Annotated in this window: 8 protein-coding genes and 1 pseudogene; 2 read left to right on the top strand and 7 right to left on the bottom strand. The window is 34.7% G+C overall.

What is annotated here, in order from left to right; translation table 11 throughout:
• From ABD766_RS14940 to ABD766_RS03505, 5 genes and pseudogenes are all read right to left on the bottom strand, one after another.
• Positions 1–115: pseudogene (locus tag ABD766_RS14940) on the bottom strand (PorP/SprF family type IX secretion system membrane protein); the annotation flags it as partial.
• A 46-nt stretch (positions 116–161) separates the two neighbouring features.
• Entirely contained in the window at positions 162–12,404 is a 12,243-nt protein-coding gene (locus ABD766_RS03490; protein WP_344815398.1) for a T9SS type B sorting domain-containing protein, read from the bottom strand.
• A gap of 248 nt (positions 12,405–12,652) precedes the next feature.
• Entirely contained in the window at positions 12,653–13,309 is a 657-nt protein-coding gene (locus tag ABD766_RS03495) for a response regulator transcription factor (protein WP_344815399.1), read from the bottom strand.
• Positions 13,302–13,934 carry a response regulator gene (locus tag ABD766_RS03500; protein ID WP_344815400.1) on the bottom strand — a complete coding sequence of 211 codons (633 nt, stop codon included), beginning with the start codon at positions 13,932–13,934 and terminating at the stop codon, positions 13,302–13,304. The genes ABD766_RS03495 and ABD766_RS03500 overlap by 8 nt, the downstream gene beginning before the upstream one ends.
• Positions 13,935–14,061: 127 nt before the next feature.
• Positions 14,062–14,916 carry a leucine-rich repeat domain-containing protein gene (locus ABD766_RS03505; protein ID WP_344815401.1) on the bottom strand — a complete coding sequence of 285 codons (855 nt, stop codon included), beginning with the start codon at positions 14,914–14,916 and terminating at the stop codon, positions 14,062–14,064.
• Positions 14,917–15,099: 183 nt separating this feature from the next.
• Here ABD766_RS03505 and ABD766_RS03510 point away from each other — a divergent pair, with 183 nt between their 5' ends.
• A complete protein-coding gene (locus tag ABD766_RS03510; protein ID WP_344815402.1) occupies positions 15,100–15,576 on the top strand; it encodes a DUF1761 domain-containing protein in 477 nt (158 codons plus the stop codon).
• Between the two features lie 54 nt (positions 15,577–15,630).
• Positions 15,631–16,809, top strand: a complete 1,179-nt coding sequence (locus ABD766_RS03515) for a GNAT family N-acetyltransferase (RefSeq protein WP_344815403.1) — start codon at positions 15,631–15,633, stop codon at positions 16,807–16,809.
• Positions 16,810–16,899: 90 nt separating this feature from the next.
• Here the strand turns inward: ABD766_RS03515 and ABD766_RS03520 are convergent, their stop codons facing one another.
• Positions 16,900–17,280 (bottom strand): DUF4345 domain-containing protein, encoded by a 381-nt coding sequence (locus ABD766_RS03520; protein WP_298302456.1) that lies wholly within the window; start codon positions 17,278–17,280, stop codon positions 16,900–16,902.
• A 5-nt stretch (positions 17,281–17,285) separates the two neighbouring features.
• Positions 17,286–19,193, bottom strand: coding sequence for an ABC-F family ATP-binding cassette domain-containing protein (locus ABD766_RS03525; RefSeq protein WP_344815404.1), 1,908 nt, complete (start codon positions 19,191–19,193; stop codon positions 17,286–17,288).
• Positions 19,194–19,259 lie beyond the last annotated feature (66 nt).

Genomic DNA, 19,259 nt, shown 5'->3' on the forward strand with positions numbered 1-19,259 from the left:
AAGCAGGATTCACATTAATCGTGTTGTACATGTATTGAGTGTACTGAGCATCTTGCTGTGAATAACTCACAAGGCTCATTAACAACATAGCGAAAAGTATTATTCTTGTTCTCATTTTTTGGGTGTTTATTCCGAGGATATTTCTATCCTCGTAAGATTAACTATTTTCTATTAATGTATAAGTATCCTGCTTTTTCTTTAGTAATTCCACTAGTTTTAGTGTATTTTATGATATAGAAGTAAGTTCCTTCTGGTAACTCTTCAGATTGTTTAATAGTAACACGTCCTTCAGAAATACCTCTAAATACTTTAGTATTATTATCATATCCTTTAGCATCATATACTAACACTCCCCAACGATTATATATTTCAACTGAATTATCAGGATATTTTTCAATACCTTCAAGAATAAAGTATTCATTATTAGTATCATTACCCGGAGACAAATAGTTATATATAACAATATCGCAAGAATCTGCACTATCATCAAAATCACATGGGTCTTTCACTGTAATTATAGCAATTGCAGTATCACAATTATTTGGATTAATAATATCGCAAATTTGATAAACAATAGTATAAGTACCTGTTGGTGTTCCTGGAGGCATGATTAAATTACCTGATGAATCTATTGTCGCACCATTAATACCACCATTATCAACCAAAGTAAATGTAACTTCAATTGGGATTAAAGGATCTTGATTTAGTGTATCATTAGTGTAAAGAGGAATAGTTGCTCCTATTTCAGAGTTTACAATATCATTATCTAAATCATCAACAGCATCAATAGGTGGTGCTGTAATAACAACTGTAATTGTTGCTTGATCACAATTCGTTGGATTCAATACTTCACATATGCTATAAATAACAACATAATTTCCAGCAGGTGTTCCACTTGGAATAGTTATATCACCATTATTAGCTATTGACAAACCAATAATACCACCATTGTTTACAACTGAAATTGTAACTTCATTAGGAATAATAGTTGAATTATTCAAAGTATCCTGGCCATTACCATTATTTACAAATATGTTTCCTGGAGTACCACCTTCATATCCATTAATTGGATTTGAAGATAAATCATCATTCTCAGCATTTATTGGCGCTGCACTAACAACTACTGTAACAGTAGCAGGGTCACAATTTGCTGGAATTGCTCCTACTTCACATAAATTATATGTAAAAGTATAAGTTCCTGCGGCTGTTTGTGGATTAACACCAACTTGTCCTGTTAAAGTATTAAAAGTAATTCCTGACGGCAATGTACTAGTTAAAGTAATAGTTACTTGAGAAGTATTAACAAGTACACCATTTAATGTATCATTAACTAATACATTAGGAATTGCTAAGCCACCGTCATATCCGTATACTGGAATAATATTAGTATCATCATTAGCAACTATAGGATTAAGAACTACAACTGTAGCAGTAGCAGTATCACAATTCGATGGATTAGCTCCTACTTCACATAATTGGTACGTAATTGAATAAGTACCTGATGTAGTATTTGGTGCTAATGTTAAAACTCCTTCTGAATCAATACTCAATGGTCCTGTGGTAATCGGGGTAACATCTGTGTTAGCTGCCGTTACTGGAACTCCATTTAAGGTATCATTATCTGTTACATCACCAACTGTTGTTGGAGCTGTTGTACTTGGTGTTTGAACTGGATAAGTGTTATCATCAACTGCATCAATTGGATTAAGTACCACAACTGTAGCAGTAGCCGTATCACAATTCGCTGGATTAGCTCCTACTTCACATAATTGGTACGTAATAGTGTAAGTACCTGATGTAGTATTTGGTGCTAATGTTAAAACTCCTTCTGAATCAATACTCAATGGTCCTGTGGTAATCGGGGTAACATCTGTGTTAGCTGCCGTTACTGGAACCCCATTTAAAGTATCATTATCAGTTACATCACCAACTGTTGTTGGAGCTGTTGTACTTGGTGTTTGGGTTGGGAACGTATCCACAACTGCATCAATTGGATTAAGTACTACAACTGTAGCGGTAGCCGTATCACAATTCGATGGATTAACTCCTACTTCACATAATTGGTACGTAATTGAATAAGTACCTGATGTAGTATTTGGTGCTAATGTTAAAACTCCTTCTGAATCAATACTCAATGGTCCTGTGGTAATCGGTGTAACATCTGTGTTAGCTGCCGTTACTGGAACTCCATTTAAGGTGTCATTATCAGTTACATCACCAACTGTTGTTGGAGCTGTTGTACTTGGTGTTTGGGTTGGGAACGTATCCACAACTGCATCAATTGGATTAAGTACTACAACTGTAGCAGTAGCAGTATCACAATTCGATGGATTAGCTCCTACTTCACATAATTGGTACGTAATTGAATAAGTACCTGATGTAGTATTTGGTGCTAATGTTAAAACTCCTTCTGAATCAATACTCAATGGTCCTGTGGTAATCGGGGTAACATCTGTGTTAGCTGCCGTTACTGGAACTCCATTTAAGGTGTCATTATCAGTTACATCACCAACTGTTGTTGGAGCTGTTGTACTTGGTGTTTGAACTGGATAAGTGTTATCATCAACTGCATCAATTGGATTAAGTACTACAACTGTAGCGGTAGCCGTATCACAATTCGATGGATTAGCTCCTACTTCACATAATTGGTACGTAATTGAATAAGTACCTGATGTAGTATTTGGTGCTAATGTTAAAACTCCTTCTGAATCAATACTCAATGGTCCTGTTGTAATCGGTGTAACATCTGTGTTAGCTGCCGTTACTGGAACTCCATTTAAGGTGTCATTATCAGTTACATCACCAACTGTTGTTGGAGCTGTTGTACTTGGTGTTTGGGTTGGGAACGTATCCACAACTGCATCAATTGGATTAAGTACTACAACTGTAGCGGTAGCCGTATCACAATTCGATGGATTAGCTCCTACTTCACATAATTGGTACGTAATAGTGTAAGTATCTGATGTAGTATTTGGTGCTAATGTTAAAACTCCTTCTGAATCAATACTCAATGGTCCTGTTGTAATCGGTGTAACATCTGTGTTAGCTGCCGTTACTGGAACTCCATTTAAGGTGTCATTATCTGTTACATCACCAACTGTTGTTGGAGCTGTTGTACTTGGTGTTTGAACTGGATAAGTGTTATCATCAACTGCATCAATTGGATTAAGTACCACAACTGTAGCAGTAGCCGTATCACAATTCGCTGGATTAGCTCCTACTTCACATAATTGGTACGTAATAGTGTAAGTACCTGATGTAGTATTTGGTGCTAATGTTAAAACTCCTTCTGAATCAATACTCAATGGTCCTGTGGTAATCGGTGTAACATCTGTGTTAGCTGCCGTTACTGGAACTCCATTTAAGGTGTCATTATCAGTTACATCACCAACTGTTGTTGGAGCTGTTGTACTTGGTGTTTGAACTGGATAAGTGTTATCATCAACTGCATCAATTGGATTAAGTACTACAACTGTAGCGGTAGCCGTATCACAATTCGATGGATTAGCTCCTACTTCACATAATTGGTACGTAATTGAATAAGTACCTGATGTAGTATTTGGTGCTAATGTTAAAACTCCTTCTGAATCAATACTCAATGGTCCTGTTGTAATCGGTGTAACATCTGTGTTAGCTGCCGTTACTGGAACTCCATTTAAGGTGTCATTATCTGTTACATCACCAACTGTTGTTGGAGCTGTTGTACTTGGTGTTTGGGTTGGGAACGTATCCACAACTGCATCAATTGGATTAAGAACTACAACTGTAGCAGTAGCAGTATCACAATTCGCTGGTACTGCAGTCTCACAAATAGTATATACAACTGGGTAAGTTCCAGATGGCACGTTAGAAGCTACCGTAATTGTCCCATCAGGATTTAAAGTCAATCCTACTGGCACACTTACAGGTGTTAATGTTATATCTGATGGAACTACTGGCAATCCGTTTAAAATATCATTTATTAATACACTTGGAGTACTGTCTCCACTTGATATTGTTGGTGGATTGTCATTAACTGCATCAATTTCAGATATTAATACATTAGCAGTAGCTGTATCACATACTAATGGATTTGCAACTTGACAAATTTGATAAACAACTGGATAAGTGCCATTAGGTGTTCCTGGCGCAACCGTTATTGTTCCGTCAGGATTAAATGTTAATCCAGCTGGTACACTTGTTGGTGTTAAAGTAACATCTGTTGGCACCACTGGTAATCCATTTAAAGTATCATTAACTAGTACACTTGGAGTTGTTCCTCCAATTGCACTTGGTATAGCTACCGGAGTATCATCAACTGCATCAATTGTTGTCACTACAACATTTGCTGTAGCTGTATCACAATTTGTTGGAACTGCAATTTCACAAATAGTATATACAACTGGATAAGTTCCTGCTGGTGTATTTGGATCAACTGTTATTGTTCCGTCAGGATTTAATGTAAGTCCTGCTGGAACACTTGTTGGTGTTAATGTAACATCTGTTGGCACTAATGGTGATCCATTTAAGGTATCATTAGCTAGTACACTTGGTGTAGTTCCACCTGGTGTTCCATTAATTGGTGTTGGTGTGTCATCAACTGCATCTATTGCAGCAACTACAACACTTGCCGTAGCTGTATCACAAACTGTTGGATTAGCAACTTGACAAATTTCATAAACAACTGGATAAGTACCATTAGGTGTTCCTGGTGCAACTGTAATAGTTCCGTCAGGATTTAATGTTAATCCGGCTGGAACACTTGTTGGTGTTAAAGTAACATCTGTTGGTACTACTGGTAATCCATTTAAAGTATCATTAGCTAGAACACTTGGTGTTGTTCCACCTGTTGCACTTGGTATAGTTGCAGGAGTGTCATTTACTGCATCAATTGTTGTCACTACAACACTAGCTGTAGCAGTATCGCAAACTGTTGGATTAGCAACTTGACAGATTTCATAAACTACTGGATAAGTTCCTGCTGGTGTGTTTGGATCAACAGTTATTGTTCCGTCAGGATTTAATGTAAGTCCTGCTGGTACACTTGTTGGTGTTAAAGTAACATCCGTTGGATTTAATGGTGAACCATCTAAAGTATCATTAGCTAAAACACTTGGTGTGCTTCCGCCTGGTGTACCATTAATAGGTGTTGGTGTATCGTTTACTGCATCAATTGTTGTTACTACAACACTAGCTGTAGCAGTATCACATATTGATGGATGAGTAACTTGACAAATTGTATAGGTTACTGGATAAGTTCCTGCTGCTGTTCCTGGCGCTACAGTTACTGTTCCGTCAGGATTTAATGTAAGTCCTGCTGGTACACTTGTTGGTGTTAAGGTTGCATCTGTTGGATTTAATGGTGAACCATCTAAAGTATCATTAGCTAAAACACTTGGTGTGCTTCCGCCTGGTGTACCATTAATCGGTGTAGAAGCATCATTTATTGCATCAATAGTAGCAACTACAATTGTAGTAACTGCTGTATCGCAAACTGTTGGATTAGCAACTTGACAAATTGTATAAGTAACTGGATAAGTTCCAGCTGCAGTTCCTGGTGCAACAGTAATAGTACCATCTGCATTCAATGTCAATCCTGCTGCTAATGGTAATGAAGTTAAAGTAACATCTGTTGGTACAAATGCAACTCCATTTAAAGTATCATTAGTAAATATTGTTGGAACCGTAGCTCCGGTTGTACCATTTACAACTGATGGTGTATCGTTTACCGCATCAATTGTTGTCACTACAACACTAGCTGTAGCTGTATCACAATTTGTTGGAACTGCAATTTCACAAATAGTATAAACCACTGGATAAGTTCCTGCTGGTGTATTTGGATCAACAGTTATTGTTCCGTCAGGGTTTAATGTTAATCCTGCTGGAACACTTGTTGGCGTTAATGTAACATCCGTTGGTACTAATGGTGATCCATTTAATGTATCATTAGCAAGCACACTTGGTGTAGTTCCACCTGGTCTACCATTTATTGGTGTTGGTGTGTCGTTTACTGCATCTATTGCTGCAACTACAACACTAGCCGTAGCTGTATCACAAACTGTTGGATTAGCAACTTGACAAATTTCATAAACTACTGGGTAAGTACCATTAGGTGTTCCTGGTGCAACTGTAATAGTTCCGTCAGGATTTAATGTTAATCCGGCTGGAACACTTGTTGGTGTTAAAGTAACATCTGTTGGTACTACTGGTAATCCATTTAAAGTATCATTAGCTAGAACACTTGGTGTTGTTCCACCTGTTGCACTTGGTATAGTTGCAGGAGTGTCATTTACTGCATCAATTGTAGTCACTACAACATTAGCTGTAGCTGTATCGCAAACTGTTGGATTAGCAACTTGACAGATTTGGTAAACTACTGGATAAGTTCCTGCTGGTGTGTTAGGATCAACAGTTATTGTTCCGTCAGGATTTAATGTAAGTCCTGCTGGTACACTTGTTGGTGTTAAAGTAACATCCGTTGGATTTAATGGTGAACCATCTAAAGTATCATTAGCTAAAACACTTGGTGTGCTTCCGCCTGGTGTACCATTAATAGGTGTTGGTGTATCGTTTACTGCATCAATTGTTGTTACTACAACACTAGCTGTAGCAGTATCACATATTGATGGATGAGTAACTTGACAAATTGTATAGGTTACTGGATAAGTACCTGCTGCGGTTCCTGGTGCAACAGTTATTGTTCCGTCAGGATTTAATGTCAGTCCTGCTGGTACACTTGTTGGTGTTAAGGTTGCATCTGTAGGGTTTAATGGCGAACCATCTAAAGTATCATTAGCTAAAACACTTGGTGTGCTTCCGCCTGGTGTACCATTAATCGGTGTAGAAGCATCATTTATTGCATCAATAGCAGTTACTACAATTGTAGTAACTGCTGTATCGCAAACTGTTGGATTAGCAACTTGACAAATGGTATAGGTAACTGGATAAGTTCCTGCTGCTGTTCCTGGTGCAACAGTAATAGTACCATCTGAATTCAATGTCAATCCTGCTGCTAATGGTAATGAAGTTAAAGTAACATCTGTTGGTACAAATGCAACTCCATTTAAAGTATCATTAGCAAATACAGTTGGAACTGTTGCTCCTGTTGTACCATTTACAACTGATGGTGTATCGTTTACCGCATCAATTGTTGTCACTACAACACTTGATATAGCCGTGTCACAAACTGTTGGATTAGCAAGTTGACAGATTTGGTAAACTACTGGATAAGTTCCTGCTGGTGTGTTTGGATCAACAGTTATTGTTCCGTCAGGATTTAATGTAAGTCCTGCTGGTACACTTGTTGGTGTTAAAGTAACATCTGTTGGTACTAATGGTGATCCATTTAATGTATCATTAGCAAGTACACTTGGTGTGCTTCCGCCTGGTGTACCATTAATTGGTGTTGGTGTATCGTTTACTGCATCAATTATTGTTACTACAACACTAGCTGTAGCGGTATCACATATTGTTGGATGAGTAACTTGACAAATTTGATAAACAACTGGATAAGTTCCTGCTGCTGTTCCTGGTGCAACAGTTATTGTTCCGTCAGGATTTAATGTAAGTCCTGCTGGTACACTTGTTGGTGTTAAGGTTGCATCTGTTGGGTTTAATGGTGAACCATCTAAAGTATCATTAGCTAAAACGCTTGGTGTGCTTCCGCCTGGTGTTCCATTAATTGGTGTAGAAGAATCATTAATTGCATCAATAGTCGCAACTACAATTGTAGTCACTGCTGTATCGCAAACTGTTGGATTAGCAACTTGACAAATGGTATAGGTAACTGGATAAGTTCCTGCTGCTGTTCCTGCTGCAACTGTTATTGTTCCATCTGCATTCAAGGTTAATCCTGCTGGTAATGGTAATGAAGTTAAAATAACATCTGTTGGTACAAAAGCAACTCCATTTAAAGCATCATTTGTAAATATTGTTGGAACTGTTGCTCCTGTTGTACCATTTACAACTGATGGCGTATCATTTACCGCATCAATTGTTGTTACTACAACACTAGCTGTAGCGGTATCACATATTGACGGATTAGCAACTTGACAAATTTGATAAACAACTGGATAAGTTCCTGCTGTTGTTCCTGGTGCAACAGTTATTGTTCCATCTGGATTTAATGTCAATCCTGCTGGAACACTTGTTGGTGTTAATGTTGCATCTGTCGGGTTTAATGGCGAACCATTTAATGTATCATTAGCTAAAACACTTGGTGTGCTTCCACCTGGTGTTCCATTAATCGGTGTAGAAGAATCATTTATTGCATCAATAGTCGCAACTACAATTGTAGTAACTGCTGTATCGCAAACTGTTGGATTAGCAACTTGACAAATTGTACAAGTTACCGGATAAGTACCTGCTGCTGTTCCTGGTGCAACAGTAATAGTACCATCTGAATTCAATGTTAAACCAGCTGGTAATGGTAATGAAGTTAAAGTAACATCTGTTGGTACAAAAGCAACTCCATTTAAAGTATCATTTGTAAATATTGTTGGAACTGTTGCTCCTGTTGTACCATTTACCACTGATGGTGTATCGTTTACCGCATCAATTGTTGTTACTACAACACTAGCTGTAGCGGTATCACATATTGTTGGATGAGCAACTTGACAAATTTGATAAACAACTGGATAAGTTCCTGCTGCCGTTCCTGGCGCAACAGTTATTGTTCCGTCAGGATTTAATGTAAGTCCTGCTGGTACACTTGTTGGTGTTAATGTTGCATCTGTTGGATTTAATGGTAATCCATTTAATATATCATTAGCTAGTACACTTGGCGTTGTTCCGCCTGGTGTTCCATTTATTGGCGTTGGTGTATCGTTTATTGCATCAATAGTTGCAACTACAATTGTAGTCACTGCTGTATCACAAACTGTTGGATTAGCAACTTGACAAATGGTGTAAGTTACTGGATAAGTTCCTGATGCTGTTCCTGGTGCAACGGTAATAGTGCCGTTTGTATTTAATGTTAAACCAGCTGGTAATGGTAGTGAAGTTAAAGTAACATCTGTTGGTACAAACGCAACTCCGTTTAAAGTATCATTTGTAAATACAGTTGGAACCGTTGCTCCTGTTGTACCATTTACTACAGATGGTGTGTCATTTACTGCATCAATTGTTGTAACAACAACACTAGATGTAGCCGTGTCACAAACTGTTGGATTAGCAACTTGACAAATTGTATAGGTTACTGGATAAGTTCCTGCCGATGTTCCTGGTGCAACTGTAATAGTACCATCTGCATTTAAGGTTAATCCTGGTGGTACACTTACTGGTGTTAATTTTGCATCAGTTGGATTTAATGGCAATCCATTTAAGGTATCATTAGCTAGTACACTTGGCGTTGTTCCGCCTGGCGTTCCATTAACTGGTGTTGGTGTATCATTAATTGCATCTATAGAAACAACGACAACTGTTGCTGTAGCTGTATCACAATTAGCTGGAACTACATTTAATCCAGAAATTGGATCTGCTTCACATAATTGATAAGTTATTGTGTAAGTTCCTGGCAGAGTATTTGCTGCTAGAATAACATCACCGTTAGCATTAATGCTTAAAGGACCATTTGAAGAAGGTGTTACATTAGTATTGGTAGTAGTAACCGCAACACCACTTAAAGTATCGTTTCCTAAAACATTTAAAGCTATAATAGGAGTAACTCCTGAAACAAATGTAACTGATGGGTCATTAACTGCATCAATTGTACAAGCTGTAGTTACACTATTATTAATTGCATTTGCATAAGAACCAGAATAAGAAGCTGCTGTTACAGTTCCATCAGAATTAACAGCAGGAGTTCCAACCCCATAAGTAGCATTATCATTACCATCAGCTGAAGCTGAATTGTAATATTCATTTGCATCGGAACATCCATCGTTGTCTGAATCGATATCAAGTTCATTTGGCAATCCATCTCCATCAGTATCACAAGACAATTTAGCTAATATTGAATAAGCCACTAAATCTAAAGTCCCAACACCTGTACTAGTTATTGTTATACTTGAAACAAGATTTGGACCCAAACCTTTCAACATTATTCGATGATCATTAGATGCACTTGAAAGAGTTAATGCTCCAGTCAAATTATTATAATTCAAATATGGAGATACTCCTCCAATATTAACGGATCTGAATGCAGTAGAAGGCAACCCATTAACGAGGAATGTATAATTAGCACTAGGACTTCCTCCTGGAATTGACGGATCAAGATCTTCAATATAAAGTGCAATTTCAGATGAAGGTACTGCTGGAACAAAATTAATTGTAAAACTAACATTATCTGCTTTTGCTACTCTTTGTTGACCTCCATTCTGATTGATGTAATAATTTATTTGAGAGTCATTAAAATTTTGAGAAGCAGCTTGACTTGAAGTTCCTGTATAAGTATATGTAACATTTGAATTTGTTGTACCTAGCCAAGTTCCGTTTGTATTTTGAGCTCTAAACCCTGTACATTCTTCAACAATATCTGTTATTCCATCATTATCATCATCTAAATCGTCATTGTTCGAAATGCCATCATTGTCTGAATCTAAAACAGATGTTGGCGTTACAGTTGAAGTGTTATTTGTAGGTGTTGGGTCTTCTTGATCACCTGTTATAGTAGCTGTATTACCACATCCTGTTTGACTTATAACTGTTGCAACAATTGATAAAGTAGCGTTTGCTCCACTAGCTAAAGTTCCAATAGACCATACACCAGTCGCACTATTGTATGTACCAACAGAAGGTGTTGCACTAACAAAAGTGTAACATGACGCTGACAGCAAATCATTAACAATAGTATTAGAACTCTGCGTTGGACCAGCATTTGAAGCAGTGATTGTAAAAGTGACATTACTACCCACTAACGGAATAGCATTACTCACCGTCTTATTAACACCTAGGTTAGCACAACCTAAAACGATATTTAAGTTAGTTGCTGCAGAAGTATATCCCCAACCCCAAGTATTAATTGTTCTAACGTTACCAAAGTCGGTACATTGATTTCCATCTGTATCATTACCAGCAACATTAGGAGCCGGAATTGTTTGAGCTAAATTTCCATCACCACTCCATGCGTGAGCAGGTGAAGTTGTCCCTAAAATAGAGTTGTTTATTCCTGTTCCAGTTTGATTATTTGTTTGTAGAGTACAATCAGCACCAACATTAGTTAAAGCAGAATCATCCCAAAACATCTGAGCATTTGCTATTGGAATAGGTGCAATAATACCAATTCTGATTCCATTTCTATTTAACTCAGCGTCATATAAAGGTAAATTGAACCTTCCTTTAAGAAATGTAAGTGCTAAATTAAGATTAGTTCCAGATGGGACAGCCACGCCTAAACCATTTAATCCATCCCAAGATATTGTATTATTTCCTGCAAGAACATCAAGCGCCTCTAAAATTCTATCGGCAGTTGCGTTCTGAAAACCTGGAACACCATTTAAATCAAGTAATAATTTAACATCACCTGGTTCCGCAACATTATAATTTATTAAATAAGGTCCACAACCTGTTACGGCTGGTGATAAAAAAGTAGGATTTGTAGGAATTGCTCCAACAGGATATAGTGTTGCATCTGGGATATTCAAGAAAACCCTATAACCGTTATTTAATCCAGGAGCAACTGCATCATTTCTTGATCGTCTTGTAGTTAACCAAGAACCAACGTTTGTTGTTCCGTAACTATTAAGAGCTACATTAAATGCAATTGGCTGAAAACCTGTTTCAAAATCTAATCTTACAATTGTTTGGTCGTTTGTATAACCAAATAATACTGGTTCTGCACTAGCTGTAACTAAATTTCCATACGTTGCAGAAACAGCAACAAAACCCCATTTATCAGAATTTACTCTACCATTAAACTTGGTATAAGGAGCAAAATTGTTGGCAACTGTTAAGTCAAATAACGCCCCTACGGCTCTATCTGCAGCCGTTGTTCTAGCTGTCACACCCAAATCACTACTACGATAAATCTCGATGAAATATTCACCGTCTTGTGTTGGATCGAAAATAATTGGATTGTAACCAGTAGGTACAGAACCTGCAATGTTTGGACCAGCTAAAGCTTGAGCATGAGTATCTATACTACCAGCAGAACCTAAAGTTGAATTCCATAATGTTGGACCAACAACTACAGCTAAATCTGAAGAACGTCTAATTCTCCAATAAATATCAGTTAGCCTCGGAGGACTTCCTGCAGCATATTGCCTCCAATCAAAACCAAAATAAAGATTTTGGGTAGCATTATTAGTAATGGTAAACTTTACACGATTGTCTTCAGGAGCATTGAAGTATGGTCCAGAATTCAAATCTGGAGCACTCAAAAGCGCCGTAATGTTTGCAGCATTTGGAGAAGTTGTAGGTGTACCTTCAGCAAAAACATTTAAAGATAGTAAAGCAAAAAATAAAAACAAGAAGTAAACTCTTACCACTTGTTTTCATAAAAGTAAAATTTCGCATACTTAGGTATGATTTGGTTAAAAACTTGTATTTCAATTACACACAAAAAAAATTACACTCTGCTAAAAGCGCAAAATTTTTGTGCGAAATTAGTTAAAAAATGTTAAATGTTGTTACTATAACATTAACTTTTTTTGTAGAATAAAAGCTACATTATCTGAAACCAATAAATACAAGGGATTAGAAAACAAAAACTTACAAAAAAAAATAAATTAAATTATTAATTGATATTTTCTTTGAAGAAATCAGAAAGAGCTATAATATTACCTACATCCAACTTTTCGAAAACTCTATTTTTGTAGGTACTAACAGTTGACATTTGGATGTTAAGTTTGTTGGCAATTTCAAGATTACCACTACCTGCTATAAGCATTTTGGCAATTTCGAATTCCCTATTGGAAAGCGAATCAATAGGGCTTAAAATAGGCTTACGTTTAGAATTATTATCAAGTTTGTTTTTAATATCTTCACTGTAAAAATAACCAGCATTTAAAACTTCATTAATTGCTTTAACTATTTTTTCTTCTGAACAATATTTATGAAGATACCCATCTGCGCCATTTTTAATGTATCTCAACCCATAATTTTCCTCCTCATGGCATGAAAAAATAAGTATTTTTGTTGTGCTTTGGATGTTCTTTAATTCTTTCATGACTTTGATATTTTCCATACCATTAATTATGATATCTAAAACAACAAGGTCTATATTTATAGTGCTTAAAACAACTGAAGCTTCCGAGTAATTTTCGGCATTATGAATTATTGCTTTAGGAAAAAAGGAATTAATTATTAACTCAATTCCTTTTCTTACAATAAAATGATCATCTACAAGTAGAATATTCAAATTCTCTTTTACATGTTCTATATTGCTATTCATTTTCTTTAAATAATTCTGATAATGAAACAACATTATTAATATTCAGTTTTTCAAAAATTCTGTTTTTATAAGTACTAACAGTTGACATTTGAATATTTAGTTTGTTTGAAATTTCTAGATTTCCTTCACCAGAAATAAGAAGCTTTGCAATCTCAAATTCTCTATTTGACAAACTATCAATTGCGCTTGTACCTCTCTTCTTTCCGGACTTTGAATTTATTTTTTCTTTAACTTGATCACTATAATAAAATCCTTTCTCAAAAATTTGATTTACTGCTTTAATAATTTTATCTTCAGTACAGAATTTATTTAAATACCCATCTGCACCATTTTGAATATATCTTGTACCATAATGTTTTTCTTCATGAGATGAAAAGATCAAAATTTTAACTTTATTTTGAATTTCTTTGATAGCCTTCATTATCTTAATATTCTCAACACCATTGATGTTTATATCCAATATTACTAAATCCAACTTAATGGTCTTCATAATATCAAGAGCGTCATCATAATTCTCTGCGCTGTAAACATTAGCCTTGGGAAAAGAACTCAACAATACAAGTTCAACTCCCTTTCGAACAACTAAATGATCATCTACCAACAAAATACTCATTACTGAATTCATGATAAAACTCTTTTTTTTTATGATATAATAAAACAATATGGATTCAAATATAGAAATTTTAATTTAACAAAAAAAACCTCAATGAATATTCACCAAGGTTTTAATTATGTAAAAAATACTTTTATTATTATTCTTCTGAAGCTACAGCTTTATCTTTATCCATTTCAACTTTTAAAGTAGAAGCTACTCCATATTGATCAACCATTGTTAAACTCAACATGTCTTTCTTTGCTAATTTTCTAGACACTAGTCCTTTAAAATTATTGTAAGAAATATTCATTTCTGTCAAATTTGATAGTTTTTCTAAATTTAATGGCACTTGACCATTCATTTTATTATCAAAAAGGCTTAAACTTTCTAAAGCAACAAGGTTAGAAACCAAACTACTTAATTCACCTGAAAATTTATTACTATTCAATTGAAGAACTCTAAGTGATTTTAAGTTGTATAAAGATTCAGGCAACACACCAGAAAAATCATTGTTGTATAGAGATAAAATTTGTAAATTTTTTAAAGCTCCAATTGTACTTGGCAATTCACCAGAAAGATTATTCATAAACAAATGAATTTCCTTTAAAGAAATCATTGAAGTTATTTCTGATGGCAAAGATCCAGATAATTTATTGAAAGAAACATCAAGTACTTGAAGTGACTTCAATTCGCCGATAGTTGTTGGCAAAGAACCTTCAATATTATTCTTAAATAAATTTAAAGTTTGCAAAGATTTTAAATTTGACAATTCTTGTGGTAATGTCCCTGACAAATTATTATTAGACAAATCAATAGCAACAACTTTATCGTCAATCACTTTTACACCAAACCAAGTGTTCACTGGATTATTAAGATTCCATTTTGTAATCCATTGTTCTCCATTAGTTGCCTTGTTTAAGCTAACTAAAGCGTTTTTTTCAAGCAATGTAACTTCTGCAAACATCGTTGCTGAAAAGAATAAAGTAACTAAAAGTGTAATTGTTGCTTTCATAATGGTTTGATTTATTGAGATGTAAAACAAATACATTCGTCGTTTATAAGCAAATAAAATCGACGAAATTCATTATTTTTTATAATTTTAATATATTTTATAAATTTTATCTTACAAATAATATTTATTTTTTAATTTATCTTTTTTTATATATTTGTTATACTAACCAATAAAACATTATATATGGAAATTAACTTTTTAGCATTACTTCTTGCTGCATTATCTACTTTGGTAGTTGGATTTATTTGGTATAATCCAAAAGTATTTGGAAACATTTGGATGAAAGAATCTGGAACAACAATGGAAAAAATGGAAGGAACAAACATGGTAGCCATTTTTGCAATGTCTATTCTTTATGCCTTCTTTATTTCATTTATTTTACAATTCTTAGTTATTCATCAGTTTGGTGTATTTGGCACTGTTGAAGGAAACGTTTCAGATCCACAGTATATTGAATTTATGAAAGCTCATGGAACTGCTTTTAGAACTTTCAAACATGGAGCTTTACATGGTTTTATGACAGGGCTTTTCTTTGCTTTACCTATAGTTGGAGTTGGCGCTCTATATGAAAGAAGAAGTTGGAAATATGTTTTGATTGCTGGAGGATACTGGGTTGTTTCTTGCATGATAATGGGTGGAATTATCTGTGCAATGCAATAATTTAACATTTAATTATAATCGAATCGCTCTACTTTTGTGGAGCGATTTTTTATTGTGAAAGGACTTACTTTTAAAATATATAACCACATTAAAGAACTCCCAAATAACTGGGATGATGTGGCTGTATCTAATGTTTTTCTTCAAACGCATTACTTGGAGGTTCTAGAAAAATCGGCACCAACAAATATGCAATGTTTTTATATTGGAATATTTGAAAATCACGAACTTATTGGTGTTTCGTTGGCTCAATATTTAGACTTGAATAAGTTAGAATCTTTTGGTGAAAGAGATAAGTGTTTTAAGACTTTTATTAGAAACTTTATTTTTAAAAACTTCGCTTCACATACTTTATTTATTGGAAATAATATGATTACTGGTCAAAATGGTTATGCTTTTTCTAAAGTAATTGATTTTGAGCACATCAGCGAAATTTTAATGGAATCTGCTAAAGAGATAACCACTTATTTCAAGAATAAAAAGATTAAAATTCATTTGGTTTCATTTAAAGATTTCTATGAACATTGCTCAGTTGAATTGAAAAAATTTAGTCTGTCTAATACATACGAGTTTAATACGCAACCAAATATGATTTTCTATTTGGACAAAAAATGGAAAAACAAAGAAGATTATATTGCTTCATTTTCTAAAAAATACCGCGATCAATACAAACGAGCTCACAAGAAATTTGACGGAATTGTTGTTAAAGAATTGACATTTGAAGAAGTAGTTTTACATGAAGAAACTATTTACGATTTGTACCATTATGTAGCTAAAAATGCACCTTTCAATACCTTCTTTTTGGCAAAAAATCATTTTTCTACAATGAAGAAGCAATGTCAAAATCACTTTCTGATTTTTGGTTACTTTCTAAAAGATAAATTAGTTGGATTTCATACAATTCTTCTTAATGGCACTGTGTTAGAAACCTACTTTTTAGGTTATGATTCACAAGTTCAAAAAGAAAATATGCTGTATTTGAATATGCTTTACAACATGACGGAATATGGCATTGAAAATGGTTTTGAAAAAATAATATTTGGAAGAACTGCTTTAGAAATAAAGAGTTCTATTGGTGCAATTCCAGTGAATATGTCGGGTTTTATTTATCATAATAATAAACTGATAAACAAATACATTGAATATATTTTTAAGAAATTAGAACCAGAAGCGGAATGGCAAATGAGACATCCTTTTAAGGAAGTTGGGTGTTTGAGGTTGGAGGATGGATGTTAGATGTTAGATGTTAGATGTTGGATGTTAGATGTTGGATGTTGGAGGATGGATGTTGGAGGATGGATGTTGGATTAGCTTCTTAGAATCTACTTATACTTTTGATTTTTTGAATTGATGAAAAGCGTAAAACCCTAAGATTAGTTCACCTATTGTTCCTAATAAAAATAGTGTTGATGGAATTCCGTCGAAGATAATGCTTACTATTCTTCCGAGAGCTAAACCAAACATGAATAGAAAGTTTGAAATTGTTGCCGTTTGCCAGAATTTTTCCTTTGTAATTCCGACAAACCATAAGGATGAAAAAGCAATGTAAACTCCCATAATTGCCTTGTAAATATTAAACTCATCAATGGTTAGTACTTTTACATCAAACCATAAGTCGGGTTTAAATCCATAAATCAATGCAATATTAGCTACAATAAAAATTGAAATGCTTAAATGCAGATTTGATGGTTTTATATATTTGTTCATGAGAATTATAAACTATCAATTTCTCCTTGTACAACTTCCCAATCTTCTAGTAATTTATCTAATTCGGCTTTTTTCTTGTTGTATGCTATAAAAAAATTAGCGTCTTCAAGGTGTTTGTTATAATTAGAAGCCAAAGCTTTATCATCATTTTGAATATCTTTTTCGAGTTGTTGAATTTGACTTTCTATCTTGCTAAGTCGATTTTGAAGTGACTTATTTTTCTTTTGATCTTCATAAGAAGTTTTTGAATTTTCTTTTGGAGCTTCTTTTTTAGCTACATCTTTTTTCTCTACTTCGCGCATGTTTTCCATGTTGCGTTGTTCTAAGAAAAAGTTGATATCACCAAGATATTCTTTTATTTTTTGGTCTTTAAATTCGTAAACGATGTTTGACATTCCTTGCAAGAAATCTCTATCGTGAGAAACTAGTAACAGTGTTCCTTCATATTTTTGAAGTGCCGCTTTTAGTACGTTTTTAGACTTAATATCTAAGTGATTTGTAGGCTCATCCATTACCAAAACATTGATTGGTTGAAGCAATAATTTACACAAAGCCAATCGGTTGCGCTCGCCTCCAGAAAGCACTTTTACTTTCTTTTCAACATCATCACCTCGAAATAAGAACGAACCCAACATATCTCTAACTTTAGAACGATTGGTATCGGTTGCAGCATCTTCCATCGTTTGCAATAACGTGATTTCTCCATCAAGATATTCGGCTTGATTTTGAGCAAAATAACCTACTTGCACGTTGTGTCCAAGTTTGATTTCACCTTGATATTCAAATTCGTTTACAATAGCTTTGATAAAAGTAGATTTTCCTTGACCATTTTGACCAACGAAAGCAATTTTACTTCCTCTTTCTACTAATAAAGAGATGTCTTTTAGAATGACTTTATCGCCGTAAGCTTTGGTAACATTTTCGGCTTCAATCACAACTTTTCCTGGAACTTTTGAAACTGGAAATGAAATATTCATAACCGAATTATCGTCTTCATCAACTTCAATACGTTCTACTTTATCGAGCTTTTTAATCAATGATTGCGCCATCGAAGCTTTGGATGCTTTGGCACGAAACTTCTCGATTAGTTTCTCTGTTTCTTCAATTTTTTTGGCTTGATTTTTTTGAGTTGCCAATTGTTTTTCACGAATTTCATGACGCAATTCTAGATATTCTGAATAAGGTTTGTTGAAATCGTATGCTTTTCCTAAAGAAATTTCTATAGTTCTATTGGTTACATTATCTAAAAACATTTTATCGTGAGAAACGATTACAACAACTCCTGGAAAATTTCTTAAGAAACCTTCTAACCAGATGATACTTTCAATATCTAAGTGATTGGTTGGCTCATCGAGAAGTAAAATATCATTGGATTGCAACAGTAATTTTGCAAGTTCAATACGCATTCTCCAACCGCCAGAAAAAGTATCGGTTTGGTCGTTGAAAACTTCTCTTTTGAATCCTAATCCTAATAGGATTTTTTCGGTATCACCAACATAATTATAACCTCCAAGTAATTCAAAACGATGCGTATAATCTGACAAATCTTCGATTATTTGACCGTACTCTTCACTTTCATAATCGGTTCTTGTAACTAGAAGATGATTGATTTCCTCAAGCTTTTTTTCAACATGTTTGATTTCAGTAAATGCTTCGTAGGCTTCTTCAAGAACTGTTCTTCCGTGTTCAAAATCGATATCTTGACGAAGGAACCCCATTTTGATTTCTTTTTCTGTAGCTATTTGACCTGAATCAGGTTTGAAATCACCAGCTAAAATCTTGAGCATTGTAGATTTTCCAGCTCCATTTTTTCCAACAAGTCCTACTCTATCGCCTGAACCTAAGCGAAAAGTTACTTCTTCAAAAAGATATGAACCACCAAAAGAAACCGATAAATTGTGAATATTAAGCATATAATTTGTGACAAATGTTACATTAAGAAAAGTACAAAGCTGTACCTTTGTTAAAAATTTTTGCAA

The organism is Flavobacterium cheonanense (genome assembly GCF_039539185.1).
Taxonomy (GTDB): domain Bacteria; phylum Bacteroidota; class Bacteroidia; order Flavobacteriales; family Flavobacteriaceae; genus Flavobacterium; species Flavobacterium cheonanense.

Excerpts from the sequence above, each read along its gene's own strand:
- ABD766_RS03495 (WP_344815399.1), bottom strand. The coding sequence starts at position 13,309 with ATGAATAGCAATATAGAACATGTAAAAGAGAATTTGAATATTCTACTT.
- ABD766_RS03500 (WP_344815400.1), bottom strand. The coding sequence starts at position 13,934 with ATGAATTCAGTAATGAGTATTTTGTTGGTAGATGATCATTTAGTTGTT.
- ABD766_RS03505 (WP_344815401.1), bottom strand. The coding sequence starts at position 14,916 with ATGAAAGCAACAATTACACTTTTAGTTACTTTATTCTTTTCAGCAACG.
- ABD766_RS03510 (WP_344815402.1), top strand. The coding sequence starts at position 15,100 with ATGGAAATTAACTTTTTAGCATTACTTCTTGCTGCATTATCTACTTTG.
- ABD766_RS03520 (WP_298302456.1), bottom strand. The coding sequence starts at position 17,280 with ATGAACAAATATATAAAACCATCAAATCTGCATTTAAGCATTTCAATT.
- ABD766_RS03525 (WP_344815404.1), bottom strand. The coding sequence starts at position 19,193 with ATGCTTAATATTCACAATTTATCGGTTTCTTTTGGTGGTTCATATCTT.